General features: G+C 60.4%; 11 protein-coding genes and 2 pseudogenes. 8 read left to right on the top strand and 5 right to left on the bottom strand.

The window, feature by feature from the left end; all coding sequences use genetic code 11:
- The first annotated feature begins 69 nt into the window (after positions 1-69).
- The 4 genes from B9Z03_RS01905 to B9Z03_RS01920 all read left to right on the top strand — a co-directional run bounded on the left by B9Z03_RS01905 (position 70) and on the right by B9Z03_RS01920 (position 3,825).
- Positions 70-1,035: an ABC transporter permease gene (locus B9Z03_RS01905; protein WP_085462486.1), complete on the top strand. Its 966-nt coding sequence runs from the start codon at positions 70-72 to the stop codon at positions 1,033-1,035.
- 275 nt (positions 1,036-1,310) lie between these two features.
- Positions 1,311-1,895 carry an ABC transporter permease gene (locus tag B9Z03_RS30555; RefSeq protein ID WP_210191335.1) on the top strand — a complete coding sequence of 195 codons (585 nt, stop codon included), beginning with the start codon at positions 1,311-1,313 and terminating at the stop codon, positions 1,893-1,895.
- Positions 1,892-2,884 carry an ABC transporter ATP-binding protein gene (locus B9Z03_RS01915; protein WP_085462637.1) on the top strand — a complete coding sequence of 331 codons (993 nt, stop codon included), beginning with the start codon at positions 1,892-1,894 and terminating at the stop codon, positions 2,882-2,884. Before B9Z03_RS30555 ends, B9Z03_RS01915 begins: the two co-directional genes overlap by 4 nt.
- Positions 2,884-3,825, top strand: a complete 942-nt coding sequence (locus B9Z03_RS01920; protein WP_085462638.1) for an oligopeptide/dipeptide ABC transporter ATP-binding protein — start codon at positions 2,884-2,886, stop codon at positions 3,823-3,825. Before B9Z03_RS01915 ends, B9Z03_RS01920 begins: the two co-directional genes overlap by 1 nt.
- Positions 3,826-3,924: 99 nt before the next feature.
- On the opposite strand, the gene B9Z03_RS01925 is transcribed toward B9Z03_RS01920, so the two are convergent.
- Positions 3,925-4,269, bottom strand: coding sequence for a hypothetical protein (locus B9Z03_RS01925; protein ID WP_085462639.1), 345 nt, complete (start codon positions 4,267-4,269; stop codon positions 3,925-3,927).
- Entirely contained in the window at positions 4,269-5,360 is a 1,092-nt protein-coding gene (locus tag B9Z03_RS01930; protein ID WP_085462640.1) for an IS5 family transposase, read from the bottom strand. The genes B9Z03_RS01925 and B9Z03_RS01930 overlap by 1 nt, the downstream gene beginning before the upstream one ends.
- A 152-nt stretch (positions 5,361-5,512) precedes the next feature.
- Here B9Z03_RS01930 and B9Z03_RS01935 point away from each other — a divergent pair.
- Positions 5,513-5,647, top strand: a pseudogene (locus B9Z03_RS01935) (transposase); the annotation flags it as partial.
- 59 nt (positions 5,648-5,706) lie between these two features.
- Here the strand turns inward: B9Z03_RS01935 and B9Z03_RS01940 are convergent.
- Positions 5,707-6,806, bottom strand: a protein-coding gene (locus B9Z03_RS01940) for an IS3 family transposase (RefSeq protein ID WP_432416978.1) whose coding sequence is annotated in 2 segments (ribosomal slippage) — positions 5,707-6,557 and positions 6,557-6,806 — 1,101 coding nt in all. Because the reading frame shifts where the segments join, the coding sequence is not laid out codon by codon here.
- A gap of 96 nt (positions 6,807-6,902) precedes the next feature.
- On the opposite strand from B9Z03_RS01940, the gene B9Z03_RS01945 reads away from it, so the two are divergent.
- From B9Z03_RS01945 to B9Z03_RS01955, 3 genes and pseudogenes are all read left to right on the top strand, one after another.
- A protein-coding gene (locus B9Z03_RS01945) for an IS3 family transposase (protein ID WP_139832125.1) occupies positions 6,903-8,005 on the top strand; the annotation gives its coding sequence in 2 pieces (ribosomal slippage) (positions 6,903-7,164 and positions 7,164-8,005; 1,104 coding nt in all).
- Between the two features lie 104 nt (positions 8,006-8,109).
- A pseudogene (locus tag B9Z03_RS01950) lies at positions 8,110-8,367 on the top strand (ATP-binding protein); the annotation flags it as partial.
- A gap of 89 nt (positions 8,368-8,456) precedes the next feature.
- Positions 8,457-9,405, top strand: a protein-coding gene (locus B9Z03_RS01955; RefSeq protein WP_139832126.1) for an IS630 family transposase whose coding sequence is annotated in 2 segments (ribosomal slippage) — positions 8,457-8,792 and positions 8,794-9,405 — 948 coding nt in all. Because the reading frame shifts where the segments join, the coding sequence is not laid out codon by codon here.
- Positions 9,406-9,596: 191 nt separating this feature from the next.
- Here B9Z03_RS01955 and fdhF read toward each other — a convergent pair.
- Both fdhF and B9Z03_RS01965 read right to left on the bottom strand, forming a co-directional pair.
- Complete coding sequence (gene fdhF / locus B9Z03_RS01960) at positions 9,597-12,386, bottom strand: formate dehydrogenase subunit alpha (protein ID WP_085462641.1); 2,790 nt, start codon at positions 12,384-12,386, stop codon at positions 9,597-9,599.
- Between the two features lies 1 nt (position 12,387).
- Complete coding sequence (locus tag B9Z03_RS01965) at positions 12,388-14,061, bottom strand: NADH-ubiquinone oxidoreductase-F iron-sulfur binding region domain-containing protein (RefSeq protein ID WP_085462642.1); 1,674 nt, start codon at positions 14,059-14,061, stop codon at positions 12,388-12,390.
- Positions 14,062-14,120: the final 59 nt, after the last annotated feature.

A 14,120-nucleotide genomic window follows, 5' to 3' on the forward strand; every position in this document is an offset into this window, starting at 1 on the left:
CATTGCACCACTTGACAGTATCGCGGACGTCCAGATGATCGCTTAAAAAGCGAGTTATTGGGAGTGGAGATGCAAATCATTCAATACGTAATCGGAAGAGTCCTTGTGGCATTGGCAACAATGCTCGGCGCCTCAATTGTCATCTTTACGGCGGTGAGGATGGTTCCGGGCGGGTTTGAACAGGTTGTGCTTGGCCCCTTAGCGACGCCGGAGTCCCGTGCTGTTGTTATTGCGAAGTTCGCACTCGATCGTTCGATTATCGAGCAGTATGGTCACTGGCTGACTGCGGCAACACACGGCGATTTCGGTATATCGATGGTCACCCAAACATCGGTAACCCAAGAGTTGATACGGCGAGCACCGGCCACGATCCAACTCGCATTGATGTCTCTGCTCATGGCGCTTTCTATTGGACTGCCGCTCGGAGTCATCTCAGGGTTGACCAATGGCCGCCCCTGGCAACGAAGTTTGGGGCGGTTCTTAGGAGCACTGGGCGCCAGCATCCCGGACTTCGTTTTGGGAAGCCTGTTCTTGTTCGTCTTTACGGTCTGGTCGTTGGGACTTACCATCGGCGGATTCGTTCCATTCTTTGAAGATCCATGGACGAATCTGAGAGCCATGGTTTTGCCTGCTATTACACTAGCCGTCTTCGGGATCGCTCTCATCCTGAGAACGGCGCGCGATGCGGTAAAAACAGTCATGACGGAGGGATACATAGCATTTGCGGTTGCGTGTGGAGAGCCACCTTCAAGGATCGTTCGTCATCACGTACTCCGAAACGCCGCTGTCCCGATCATCACAGTTACTGCAACCTATCTAGGGTATCTTCTCGGCGGTGCCATTGTCGTCGAGGTCCTGTTCTCGATCCCGGGCGTTGGCCTCTACACCTACAATGGCTTGATGAATCGTGACTACGCGATTGTACAGGCTGGTGTTCTCGTGGCCGCAGCCGTCTTCATCGCGATCAACATGATCGCCGACACCATCTATTCATTGCTCGATCCACGAATCAGCGCGCAAAAGAGAGAGATATGAAAAGACGGCTAGCGAGTGCTGTCCGTGGCTTCGTGAGTTTCGCATGGAATGATCGATTGTCTGGTGTGGCAGCGTTGGTTCTTGTGAGCTTGCTCCTTCTCAGCCTAATCGGACCCTACTTGCCACTAGGCGACCCGGAGGGGATTGGGGCTGGTCCCCGCCTTGCACCGCCCTCGCTTGAGTTCCCGCTCGGCACCGATGAGCTTGGGCGCTCTTACCTACCCCGGCTGATTCAGGGGATCTCTGCTACCTTCCTGCTGGCTACGACTGCTGTCATGGTGACGGCAATCATCGGCGGAGTCACAGGTATGTTGTCGGCCTACAAGGGGGGATTCTTTGATGGGCTGGTTGTCCGGATAGCAGACATCTTCTTTGCCTTTCCCATTGTTCTAACAGGACTTCTTGTCACTGCTATAGTAGGGCCTGGAACACTTTCCGTGCTTGCGGTAATTGCGTCCGCCACCCTTCCAATGTTCATCCGCTTGGTCCGATCGGTTACATTAGGCATAGCAGCGAGGGGATTCGTAACGGCAGCGGAGGTAGCAGGCGCTTCAACGACCCGAGTCCTGATCGTTCACTTACTACCCAACATTATGGGCGCAACTATCATTCAGCTAACCTACGCGATCTCTATCGGAATGTTGATCGAAGGTGTGCTGAGTTTCCTCGGAATCGGCGTTCAACCCCCTCATGCTTCTCTCGGATCCCTACTAAGACAAGGAGTTCTCTATTTGACGGTCGCCCCTTGGATGGTTTTTTCATCGGGTTTTCTTCTGACGCTCGCAATCCTATCGATCAATCTATTGGGTGACGGCTTAAGGGACGCCATTGACCCACTTCGAGACCGAGCCCTGCGATGAGCGACCTTGTCGAGATTCGAGATCTCCATATCAGCTATGAAACGGCGCGGGGTATCGTCTATGCGCTCGACGGCGTAGACCTGACTGTCTATCCATCACAGATACTGGGAATTGTTGGCGAGAGTGGATCGGGGAAAAGTACACTTGGAATGGCTATTGGCCGGCTGTTGCCCTCCAATAGCCATCGAACCTCTGGGGACCTGTTCGTCAACGGTCAGTCCATCTTTGACATCGGAGACGAGGAGATTCGACTCCTTCGCCAGGAGTCTCTCGGCTTCGTTTTCCAGAACCCGATTAGCACCCTGGACCCGACGATGCGCGTCGGCCGGCAAATACGTCTTGTTTTGAATGGACCCGCTTCAGATGATTCGGTTTATGAGTTGCTTGGAAGAGTTGGCTTGCCAGACGTCAAACGAGTAGCGAGAAGCTATCCCTACCAACTATCCGGAGGTATGGCACAACGGGTCGTTATCGCAATGGCCATCTCGAGGCATCCTTCATTACTGATTGCCGACGAGCCGACAGCATCGCTCGATGCGTCTGTGCGCGAGCAGATCCTAAAGCTCCTTCTTTCAGTTCGCGAAGAGACTGGCGTTGCCATCGTCTTACTCAGCCACGAGCTTGGCCTTGTTGCCAAATATTGTGACACAATCGCTGTAATGTATGGTGGCCGTCTTGTTGAGACCGGCTCGAACGTGTCAGTGTTTCGTCGTCCTGGGCATCCTTACACAAAAGCACTACTCGAAGCGGCACCAGGGAACGAAAGGCCAGGCGATTGGCTCGAGGCTATTCCCGGCGTTCCACCAGTACTCCAGAGTTCCGCACAGGGCTGTGTCTTTGAGCCGCGTTGCAAATTTGCGCACGAGACGTGCCGGACGGTTCGTCCAGTCCTTCGCCCCATCGAGAACCGCATGGTTGCTTGTCATCGCGCAGAGGAAGTCTTGAAGATTGAGCCGACCGCCGCTGCCACCCACGGAAGGATCGCTTGATGAATACGCCAGTCATAGACCTAGATGGCGTTGACGTCGTCTTTTCCGGCGGGGCGTTTTGGGCGCGACAGAAAATTCACGCCGTTAAAGGCGTTCGCCTGTCAATTGAGGAGAACGAGATTCTAGGGCTGGTCGGCGAGTCTGGGTCCGGAAAGACAACGCTTGGACGTCTATGTATGGGTTTGGTCAAACCATCTAGAGGTGAAGTTCGATTCGAAGGAAAATCATTGTATGGTCGTCGAGATCTCGTGCGAGCAGAGCGATCAATCGTCCTGCAGCAGCCGGAGTGGGCGCTCAATCCGCGCCTGCTTGTCGGATCGTCGGTTTCCGAGCCCCTCGATATAATCGGAGTAGAATCGCGTACCGAGAGAAAACGGCGGGTTACCGAAATACTGGAGCGGGTCGGACTCGACCGGAGCTTTGCCTCTCGATATCCGCACGAGCTATCGGGCGGCCAACGTCAGCGAGTGGCGATCGCACGTGCTTTGATCACACGGCCGAGCTTTATCGTTTTCGACGAGGCGGTTAGTGCGTTGGATGTATCAGTGCAGACCCATGTGCTAAACATAATAAGAAAGTTACAAGCAGCGCAGCGTTTCTCTGCATTGTTCATATCTCATGACATGGCTGCGACTCGATACGTCTCGAGTCGAATCGCGGTAATGTACGCTGGCGAAATAATTGAGATCGCACCATCTGTGACTTTCTACGAAAAACCGCAGCACCCGTATAGCCGAGCCCTCCTCCTCTCGCTTAGAGGTCATGAGCGTACCCAGTTTGAGCTAAAGGTGGCGAATGATCTCACCGCCACGGCCGGCTGTCCGCTCAGCCATCGTTGCGCGTGGGCTGACGATGTCTGCCGCTCGATAAAACCTGCTATTCGACCGCTAAACGACGGCGAGGTAGCATGCCACAGGGCAGAAGAAGTAATCCAAGTTTGACGTCGCGATTCCGTGAACTTTGGATACTGAGGTGCCTAGGTGTTCAGTCCCGGCATTTGCTGGATAGTGACCTGAGACCCTAGCAGGCTGTTGAAGAAGTCAGGCGGGTTCGCAGACGAAGCCTGAATCGTCGCCATTGTGGATGTAGAAGTGCCCGACGAGCCGCCCGGCGGTGCCGATCATTGCCCACCCACGACCGCAGGCGGGGTCATTCTCGTCGTGTCCCTCCCACGAGAACTCCGCACAGGCTGAACCCTCGCGGGCGCTGTAGCGGACGTCGAGGAAGCCCTTGAGCGCACCGAAGGCGATCTCGCCATCCGCCGCACCCGTGAACGTCAGATGCGCCTCTTCGACGAGATCGAGGAAGTCCTCGTCCCAGTTGTCCATCTCGACGATGCGCCAGCGCCCGGCAAAGGCCTTGGCGAAGGTGGGAACCTTGACCATCAGCCGGTCTGCGCCAACAGCTTGGGAAGCCGCACCAGATTGTAGGCGGCCGCCGCGAAGGTGAAGGCCCATCCGACACGATCGCGGCTGCGGAACTTGGTCTTGTCCTGCCCGGCGATGGTCTTGATCCAGCCGAACGCTTCTTCGATGCGTTTGCGGATGCGCTGGCTGACGGCGTAGCCGCCGTGCCGTGTCGTGCGGCCATCGATCGCCGAACTTCGGCCGCTGGTGTTCTGCGCCACGTGCGGCGTCACTTTCATCGAGCGCAACTCGTTGACGAAGTCCTCCGCGTCATAGGCCTTGTCGGCGCCGAGCGTGACGACTCGCGGCCGGTCGGCCAAGGGCTCGATCATATGCAGCGCCGCCACCCGTTCGGCATGACCGTCGGCCAGCGTCAGGCAGGCGTCGACCAGGAGCCCGTGGCGGTTCTCCATCAGCCCGTGCCCCATGAAGCACAGCTTCGCCTCCTTGCCTTTGCCCTTCCTGTAGAGCCGTGCATCGGGATCGGTGGTCGAGGCGTGCGTGTCGTTCGTCCGCTTCTGGCCGTGGAAGTCCGCTTCCGCATTGCGCCCGCCGCCCTCGGCCGGCGGCTCGCTCGAACCATCCTTCGGCCTGACGCTCTTCATCGATGCCCAGGCCTCGATCAGCGTGCCGTCGACCGAGAAGTGATCCGTGGACAGAAGCTTCTTCACTCTGGGCCGGGCCAGCACCGCCGCCAGGAACTTCGCGGCGATGTCGCCTTCCAGCAGCCGGTCGCGGTTCTTGGAGAACACGGAATGGTTCCAGGCCGCGTCATCGACGCCGATGCCGACGAACCAGCGGAACAACAGGTCGTATTCCAGCCGCTCCATCAAGAGCCGCTCCGAGCGGATCGAGTAGAACGCCTGCAACAGCATCGCCCGCAGAAGCTTCTCCGGCGGGATAGACGGCCGCCCCAGCGGCGAATACAGCGCTGCAAAGTCCCGCTCCAGCGCCGACAGCGCCTCGTTCACGATCGTCCGGATGGCGCGCAACGGATGATTGCCCCGCACGCGCGCCTCAAGATCCACGTAGCTGAACAGTTCGCCAGTTCGATCGTCGTCACCGCGCATTCATCGCTCTCCGAATCCCTTCGGAGCCAATGAATCATGCTCAAAGCCTCGCGGCGAGCGACTTCTTCAACAGCCTGCTAGGTCACATACTCATAATCGGGATTCCCTTTTGGGGTGAAGCGTGATTCAGTTTCGGCGCGGAGGGACTGGATATGGCGCGCTTTGATTTGTCGGATTTCGAGTGGTCGGTGATCGAGCCGCTGTTGCCGAACAAGCCGAGGGGCGTGCCGCGCGTTGATGACCGGCGGGTTTTGAACGGGATATTCTGGCGGCTTCGAACGGGCACTGACCTGAGACCCTAATCTCCTCCGGTTTGAGGGAGAGTCCTTGGTTTCGTTTTGTGGCCTCATGCGGCCTGTTTTTCCAGTGTGGATTTCATTGCGAACTCGGCTGGCGGCATGTTGCCGAGGGCCGAGTGGGGTCTGTGGTGGTTGTAGTCCTCCTTCCATGAGTTGATGACGCTGCGGGCTTCGGACAGCGTCGAGAACAGCGTGTCGTTCAGGCACTCGTCTCGGAAGCGCCCGTTGAAGCTCTCCACGAACGCATTCTGTGTAGGCTTCCCAGGCGCGATGTAGTGCCATTCGACGCCGGTCTGCTGGCACCATCGCAGGACCGCCATCGAGGTCAGTTCGGTGCCGTTGTCGGAGACGATCGTGTCCGGCCGGTCGCGCCGGCGGATGACAGCGTCCAGCTCGCGCACGACGCGCAGGCCCGACAGCGAGGTGTCGGCGATCAATGCAAGGCATTCCCGCGTGTAGTCGTCGACGATGGCGAGCACCCGGAAGCGACGGCCATCGGTGAAGGTGTCGGAGACGAAGTCCAAGCTCCATCGAGTGTTGGCGCGATCGGGCACGAGCATGGGCCTGCGCGTGCCCAGCGCCCGCTTGCGTCCGCCGCGCCGGCGCACCTGCAGCTTCTCCTCCCGGTAGAGGCACCGCAGCTTCTTCTGGTTCATCACGATGCCCTGCCGGTCCAGCATGATGTGGATCCTGCGATAGCCGAACCGCCGGCGCTCCGCCGCCACGGCCTTCATCGCCTCACGCAACGGCCCGTCGTCCGCACGGGCGCTGATGTAGCGCACCGTCGAACGGTCGATGTTCAGAGCCTGGCACGCCCGACGCTGGCTCACCCCATGCACCTCGCAGGCATGAGCCACCGCCTCCCGCTTCGCATCGGGCGTCACCATTTTTTTGCGGCGACATCCTTCAGGATCGCGTTGTCGAGCATCTGCTCGGCCAGGAGCTTCTTCAGCCGGGCGTTCTCGTCCTCCAGAGCCTTCAGGCGACGGGCGTCGGACACCTCCATCCCGCCGAACTTGGCCTTGAACTTGTAGAACGTCGCTGCCGAGATGCCGTGCTTGCGGCAGACATCCGCCGTCTTCGCACCGGCCTCCTGTTCCTTCAGCATCCCGATGATCTGCTCTTCCGTGAACCGCGAGGGTCGCATCGTCCGTCTCCGTGTGATCTGAACCCCGAAAACTGGATCGTCCTGAACTGGAGTTTTCCGCGGTAACATCCCCTTGGCTGGGAGGAGCGGAGAGTGATGAAGGCATCGAAGTTTTCGGACGCGCAGAAGGCGTTCATCTTGAAGCAGGGAGCGGACGGGATTCCGGTGGCGGAGATCTGCCGCCGGGCCGGGATCAGCCAGGCGACCTACTTCAACTGGAAGAAGAAATACGACGGCCTGCTGCCGACGGAGATGAAGCGGCTGAAGCAGCTCGAGGACGAGAACAGCAAGCTCAGGAAGCTGGTGGCGGATCTATCGCTGGACAAGGAGATGCTGCAGGACGTGATCCGCCGAAAACTGTGAGGCCTGGTCGCAAGCGCGAGCTGGTGGCGCAGACGTGTAGTGAGTGGGACGTGTCGATCCGGCGGGCCTGCCGGGTTCTGGAGTTCGACACATCGACCTATCACTACAAGTCCCGCCGCCGCGATCAGGCCGGCATCGAGGCTCGGATCAAGGACATCTGTGCGACGCGCGTCCGCTACGGCTACCGGCGTGTGCACGTCATGCTGAAACGTGAGGGTTGGGACGTCAACATGAAGCGAACCTATCGCATTTACAGGGATTTGGGCTTGCAGCTCAGGAACAAGACGCCGAAGCGACGTGTCAAGGCGAAGCTGCGGGAGGATCGCGCGGCTGCTGTCGGTCCGAACGATGTGTGGGCGATGGACTTCGTACACGATCAACTCGCCACGGGCAAAAAGATCCGCGTCCTGACGGTCGTCGATACGTTCTCGCGCTATGTGCCAGTGCTCGATCCCCGGTTCAGCTATCGTGGGGAAGACGTTGTCAGGACGTTGGAACAGGTTTGTCCCCGGCTCGGCTATCCGAAGACTATCCGCGTCGACCAGGGCTCCGAGTTCATCTCCCGCGACCTCGACCTGTGGGCCTACGCCAACGGCGTCACGCTCGACTTCTCACGGCCGGGAAAGCCCACCGACAACGCCTACATCGAAGCCTTCAACGGACGCTTCCGGGCGGAATGCTTGAACGCTCACTGGTTCCTAACGCTTGCGGATGCAGCCGAAAAGATGGAGGGTTGGCGCAGATACTACAACGAGGAGCGCCCGCATGGCGCGATCGGTCACAAGCCCCCGATCTCGTTGGTCAATCCCGATGGCGTCACCAGCCCGCCGTCGTGAAAAAAAGCCGGAAACTCCACCTTCCGGCGATCCAAAGAATGGGTTCGGACCACGTGATCGGCGGACTCTACCCAAATCTGGTGGAAGTTCAGGGTCTCAGGTCACTCTTCCATCTCTTGAGCAAGCTTTATGAGCACACCAGCGTCATCATCACCACCAACTTGAGCTTCAGCGAATGGGCCAGCGTCTTTGGCGATGCCAAGATGACGACCGCGTTGCTGGATCGCCTAACGCATCACTGTCACATCCTCGAAACCGGAAACCACAGCTTCCGCTTCAAGAATAGCTCGGCGCATGAGTCCAAAACGACGAAGGAGAAACGAAGCACCTTGACCACTACAGCCGACACGAACCAAACCTAGATCGTTTCATTGCTTGACTGAATCGAAGGGGATTCCAGATCGGGCTGATTTGTGATTCAAGATGCTGGCTGGAAGGAGGCCAGCATCGGATGACACGGGCCCTTTCGAACGATCTTCGCGAACGTGTTGTTGCTGCGGTTGTGTCGGGTGAAAGCAGCCGCAGCGTTGCGGCGCGGTTTGGCGTTGCGGTCTCGTCAGTTGTGAAGTGGTCGCAGCGCTATCGGACGACGGGCAGCGTTGCGCCTGGCAAGATGGGCGGCCATCGCCGTCGCGTTCTGGAGCCGCACCGGGCGTTCATCGTCGAGCGGATCAACGAGACATCGAACCTGACGCTGCATCGGCTGAAGGACGAACTGGCCGCGCGCGGCGTAAGGGTGTCCCACAACGCGGTGTGGCAGTTCCTGCGGCGCGAGGGCCTCAGCTTCAAAAAAAACGCTGTTCGCCCTTGAACAGGGCCGGGCCGACATCGCCCGCCGGCGCCGGCGCTGGAAGTCCTGGCAGGGCGGCCTCGATCCCGCACGTCTCGTCTTCATCGACGAGACCTGGATAAAGACCAACATGTCCCCCTTGCGCGGCTGGGGTCCGAAGGGGCAGCGGCTGCGCGGCTTTGCTCCGCATGGTCACTGGCGCACGCTGACCTTTCTGGGCGCGCTGCGCTGCGACCAACTCACCGCACCTTGCGTCTTCGACGGCCCCATCAACGGCGAATGCTTCCGCGCCTATGTCCAGCAGGAGCTCGTTCCGGTCCTGCGGCACGGCGACATCGTCGTCATGGATAATCTGGGCAGCCACAAATCAGCAGCTGTCCGTCAGATTATCAGAGCGGCAGGAGCAAGGCTCTGGTTCCTGCCGCCATACTCACCAGACCTCAATCCGATCGAGCAGGCCTTCGCCAAAATCAAGCACTGGATGCGACATGCCCACAAACGAACCGTCGAGGAGACCTGGCGTCACATCGGCCGCCTCGTCTCCACCATCGAACCAGCAGAATGCTCCAACTACCTCGCCAATGCCGGATACGCTTCCGTCAAAACATGAAACGCTCTAATAGGCGGGTCAAATCTCGGCACAAATCCCGGGTCAGCTCTCAGTGCAAATCAACAATCCATACAAGCGCTAGCAATCTCGGCGCATCCGTTTTCGATCGCTCGGTAGCTTCTCAAGCGCCAACCGCCGCCCAAGAAACTGTTAAAGTTAAGAGGAGCCGGTCGGCGCGATCTCCACCGCCGTCATTCGGCAGCTTCTTGCTTCGCCATCGGCGCAATTCGTGCGGCGCAGTATTTGAACTCCGGAATCTTGCCGTAAGGGTCTAGCATCGGATTGGTCAATTTGTTGGCCGGGCTTTCGTTGAAGCAGAACGGCATGAACACCATGCCGTCGGCGACTTCCCGGTCGGCGCGAAGAATGGCTTCGACCGTGCCACGCCGCGTTTCCACCTCGACCATGTCGCCCTGGTGCAGCCCGCGTCTGGCGATCTCGCGCGGATTCATGGCTGCGATGCCACGCGGCTCGATTGCGTCGAGCACGCCGGCCCGCCGCGTCATTGCGCCCGTATGCCAATGCTCGAGCAGACGGCCGGTGGTGAGGACCAGCGGATATTCGGCATCCGGCACCTCGTCGGGCGGCAGGAGATCCGCGGGAACTATACGGCCGCGGCCGTCCGAAGTCGGGAAGCCCGACGAGAAGACGATCTCGTTGCCGGGCGTGTCTGGTCCGTCGGCCGGATAGATCACCGAGCCCTCGCGTTCGATGCGATCCCAGGAGATATGCTTCAGCGAAGGCATTACGCTGGCCATCTCGGTATAGACGTCCGAGACATGGCCGTAGTTCCAGCCGAGACCAAGCCGGTTGGCGAGATCGACGATCAACTCCCAGTCCTGGCGCGCCTCGCCCGGCATGTCGATCGCCGGACGGCCGATCTGAACCTGCCGGTTGGTGTTGGTGTAGGTGCCGGTCTTTTCCGCATGGGCAGAGGCCGGCAGCACGACATCGGCGTACCAGGCCGTCTCGGTCAGGAAAATGTCCTGAACGACAAGATGGTCGAGCATGGCCAGCGCTTCGCGGGCGTGCGTCTGGTCGGGATCGGACATGGCCGGGTTCTCGCCCATGACATACATGCCCTTGATCTCGCCGTCATGGATGGCGTCGATGATCTCGACGACCGTCAGGCCTCGCTTCGGATCCAGCGTCTGGCCCCAGAAGTTCTCGTAGGCGTTGCGGATGTCGATGTTTTCCACGGATTTGTAGTCGGGGAAATACATCGGGATGAGGCCGGCATCCGATGCGCCCTGCACGTTGTTCTGGCCGCGCAGCGGGTGCAGGCCGGTACCCGGCCGGCCGATCTGGCCGGTGATCAGCGCCAGCGCGATCAGACAGCGCGCATTGTCGGTGCCGTGGGTATGCTGCGAAATTCCCATACCCCAGAAGATGATCGAACGCTCCGACGTCGCATAGGTGCGCGCGACCTGGCGCAGGACTGATGCCTCGATGCCGCAAACGTCAGCCATGGCTTCGGGCGAAAAATCCTTGACCTTGGCCTTCAGCGCTTCGAAACCGGAGACATTCGCCTGGATGTATTGCTCGTCATAGAGCTTGTCCTCGATGATGACGTGCAGCAGCGCGTTCAGCATGGCGACATCGCTGCCCGCCTTGAAGCGCAGCGAATGCGTGGCGTGGCGCATCATGTCCTGGCCGCGCGGATCCATGATGATCAGCTTGGCGCCGCGTTTGGCCGCCTGCTTGAAATACGTCGCAGCCACCGGATGGTTGGTGGTCGGGCGCGCCCCGATGACGATGATGCACTCGGCCTTCAGCGCGTCGGTGAAGGGCGCCGAGACCGCACCGGAACCTACGCCTTCCATCAGCGCCGCGACCGAAGAGGCGTGGCAAAGGCGTGTGCAATGGTCGACATTGTTGGTTTCAAAGCCCAGGCGCACCAGTTTCTGGAACAGATAGGCCTCCTCGTTCGAGCCCTTCGCCGAGCCGAAGCCCGACAGCGCCTGACCGCCCCTTGTGTCGAGGATTTTTTTGAGGCCGACGGCTGCGCGTTCCATTGCCTCTTCCCACGTGGCTTCGCGGAACACGGTCAACGGGTCGACGCCGCGCAGGTCCAGATCGCCCGTTTTGGGAGCATCGTCGCGGCGGATCAGCGGCTTGGTCAGCCGCTCCTTGGACATCGCATAATCGAAGCCGAAGCGGCCCTTGACGCAGAGCCGGTTCTCATTGGCGTAGCCGTTGCGGCCATCTACCTGGACGATCCGGTTGTCCTTTACGGCGACACTGGTCTGGCAGCCGACGCCGCAGAAGGGGCAGAGCGTGTCGACGACCTTGTCGAATTCTTGCACAACGCGGGTTTTTCCCGCCTTGTCCATCAGCGACTTCTCATAGAGCGCGCCGGTCGGGCACGCCTGCACGCATTCGCCGCAGGTGACGCAGGTGGAAAGCCCCATCGGGTCATGCATGTCGAAGACGGGAACCGAATGGTTGCCACGGTCGGCCATGCCGATAACGTCGTTGACCTGGACCTCGCGGCAGGCTCGGACGCAGGCGCCGCAGGCAATGCAGGCATCGAGATTGACGGCGATGGCGGGGTTGGAAATGTCGAACTCCGGCCTGAGATCTTCGCTCGCGAATTTGGATTCGTAGCGGCCGCCGGAAATTCCCATCGACGAGGCCCATTGCCAAAACGCCGATTGGTTATCCGGACCGTCATTTGCCGGCCGCATATTGCTGGCGAGAAGCTCGAACACCATTGCGCGCGATTTTTGCGCGCGCTCGGTGTCGGTTTTCACCACCATGCCGGCGGTCGGCTTGCGGATGCAGGAGGCGGCCAGCACGCGCTCGCCCTCGATGTCGACCATGCAGGCGCGGCAATTGCCGTCGGGCCGGTAGCCGGGCATGTCGACATGGCACAGATGCGGAATCTTCGTGCCTTCGCGCCTGGCCACCTCCCAGATGGTCTCGCCTTCGCCGGCGGTGACCGGTTTGCCGTCCAGGGTGAATGCGATCTGGTTCGTCATCTCAAAGCTCATCCCGGAAATGCGTCAGCAAGTGGTTTACCGGATTGGGCGCAGCTTGACCAAGTCCGCAAATGGACGCGTCGCGCATCACCATTTCAAGGTCGCGCATCGCGGTATCGTCGGAGGCTCCCCGCTTCTTGAGCAGAGTTACCATCTTTTCGGTGCCTTCACGGCAGGGCGTGCACTGGCCGCAGCTCTCATGCTTGAAGAACTTCAGGAGGTTGACGGTCACGTCCTTCATGCTGTCGGCCTGCGAGAACACGACGACCGCATGCGACCCGACGAAGGCGCCCTGCCTGGCGAGCTCGCCGCCGAAATCGAGCTCGATGTCGCCCATCGAAGCCGGCAGGATGCCGCCCGAGGCGCCGCCCGGCAGATAGGCCTTGAACTCATGGCCCTCGGCCATGCCGCCGCAATGGTCGTCGATCAGTTCGCGCACCGTGACCCCCGCCGGCGCCAGCTTGACGCCCGGGTTTTTCACCCGGCCCGACACAGACCACGACCTGATCCCGGGATGGCCGGGCTTGCCCTGTGCTGCGAACCACTCGGCGCCCTTCTCGACGATGTCGCGGATCCACCACAGCGTCTCGACATTGTGGTTGAGCGTCGGACGGCCGAACAGGCCGACTTCGGCAATATAAGGAGGGCGATGGCGCGGCATGCCGCGCTTGCCTTCGATCGATTCCAGCATCGCGCTTTCCTCGCCGCAAATATAGGCGCCGGCGCCGCGCCTGAGCTCGATGAAGCCGGGCTTTACGATGCCCGCCGCCTCGAGCGCCGCGATCTCGGCGCGCAAAATGTGCAGCACCGCCGGGTATTCGTCGCGCATATAGTAATAGATGCGCTCCGCCTCGACCGCATGCGCGGCAATCAGCGCGCCCTCGAAGGTCCGGTGGGGGTCCTTTTCGAGGTAAATACGGTCCTTGAACGTGCCGGGCTCGCCTTCGTCGCCATTGATCGACATCAGCCGCGGGCCTGGATAGGAACGGACAAAGCCCCATTTCTTTCCAGCCGGAAAACCTGCGCCTCCGAGGCCGCGCAGGCCTGCTTCCTGCATGGTTTCCATGATGGCGTCGATGCTGAGCGCGCCGTTGCGCACTTTCTGCAGCGATTGGTAGCCGCCCGCCGCGCGATAAGCCTCGAGGCCGATATACTCGGGCACGACGACGTCGGTTTCGCCCTCTCGGGCCATGTTCAACAGGCCCTGAGTGCTGGCGTGGTCGACTTCGCGGTCACCGATACGCGCAGCAGGCGCGCCGGCGCAGCGGCCCATGCAGGGCGCGCGCACCACGCGAATGGCTTGCGGGTCGATCCCACCGGCAAGCTCGCCAAGCAGGTCTTCCGCGCCCGCCAGCGCGCAGCTTATCGAATCGCAGACCCTGATCGTCAGCGGCGCGGGCATCGCCTCGCCTTCCTTGACGACATCGAAATGGTCGTAGAACGTTGCGACCTCATAGACCTCGGCTTGGGACAGGCGCATGTCCTCGGCAAGTGCCCGCAGATGGGCGGCCGACAGGCAACCGTAGCGGTCCTGGATCAGATGCAGAAACTCGATCAGCAGGTCGCGGCGCCGTTCGCGGGCGCCGAGAAGTTCACGAACCTCGGCAAGCGCAACGTCATCCAGCGCCCGTCCCTTAGGCCCGCGATCCCGTGCCTGCCGTCCCTGCATGGTCATACTCTCTCCTCGCGGGCCATGAAGCGCCTATCTGCTGAAGACGGTCCAGCTACCGATGA

Source organism: Mesorhizobium australicum (assembly GCF_900177325.1).
Lineage (GTDB): Bacteria > Pseudomonadota > Alphaproteobacteria > Rhizobiales > Rhizobiaceae > Mesorhizobium_A > Mesorhizobium_A australicum_A.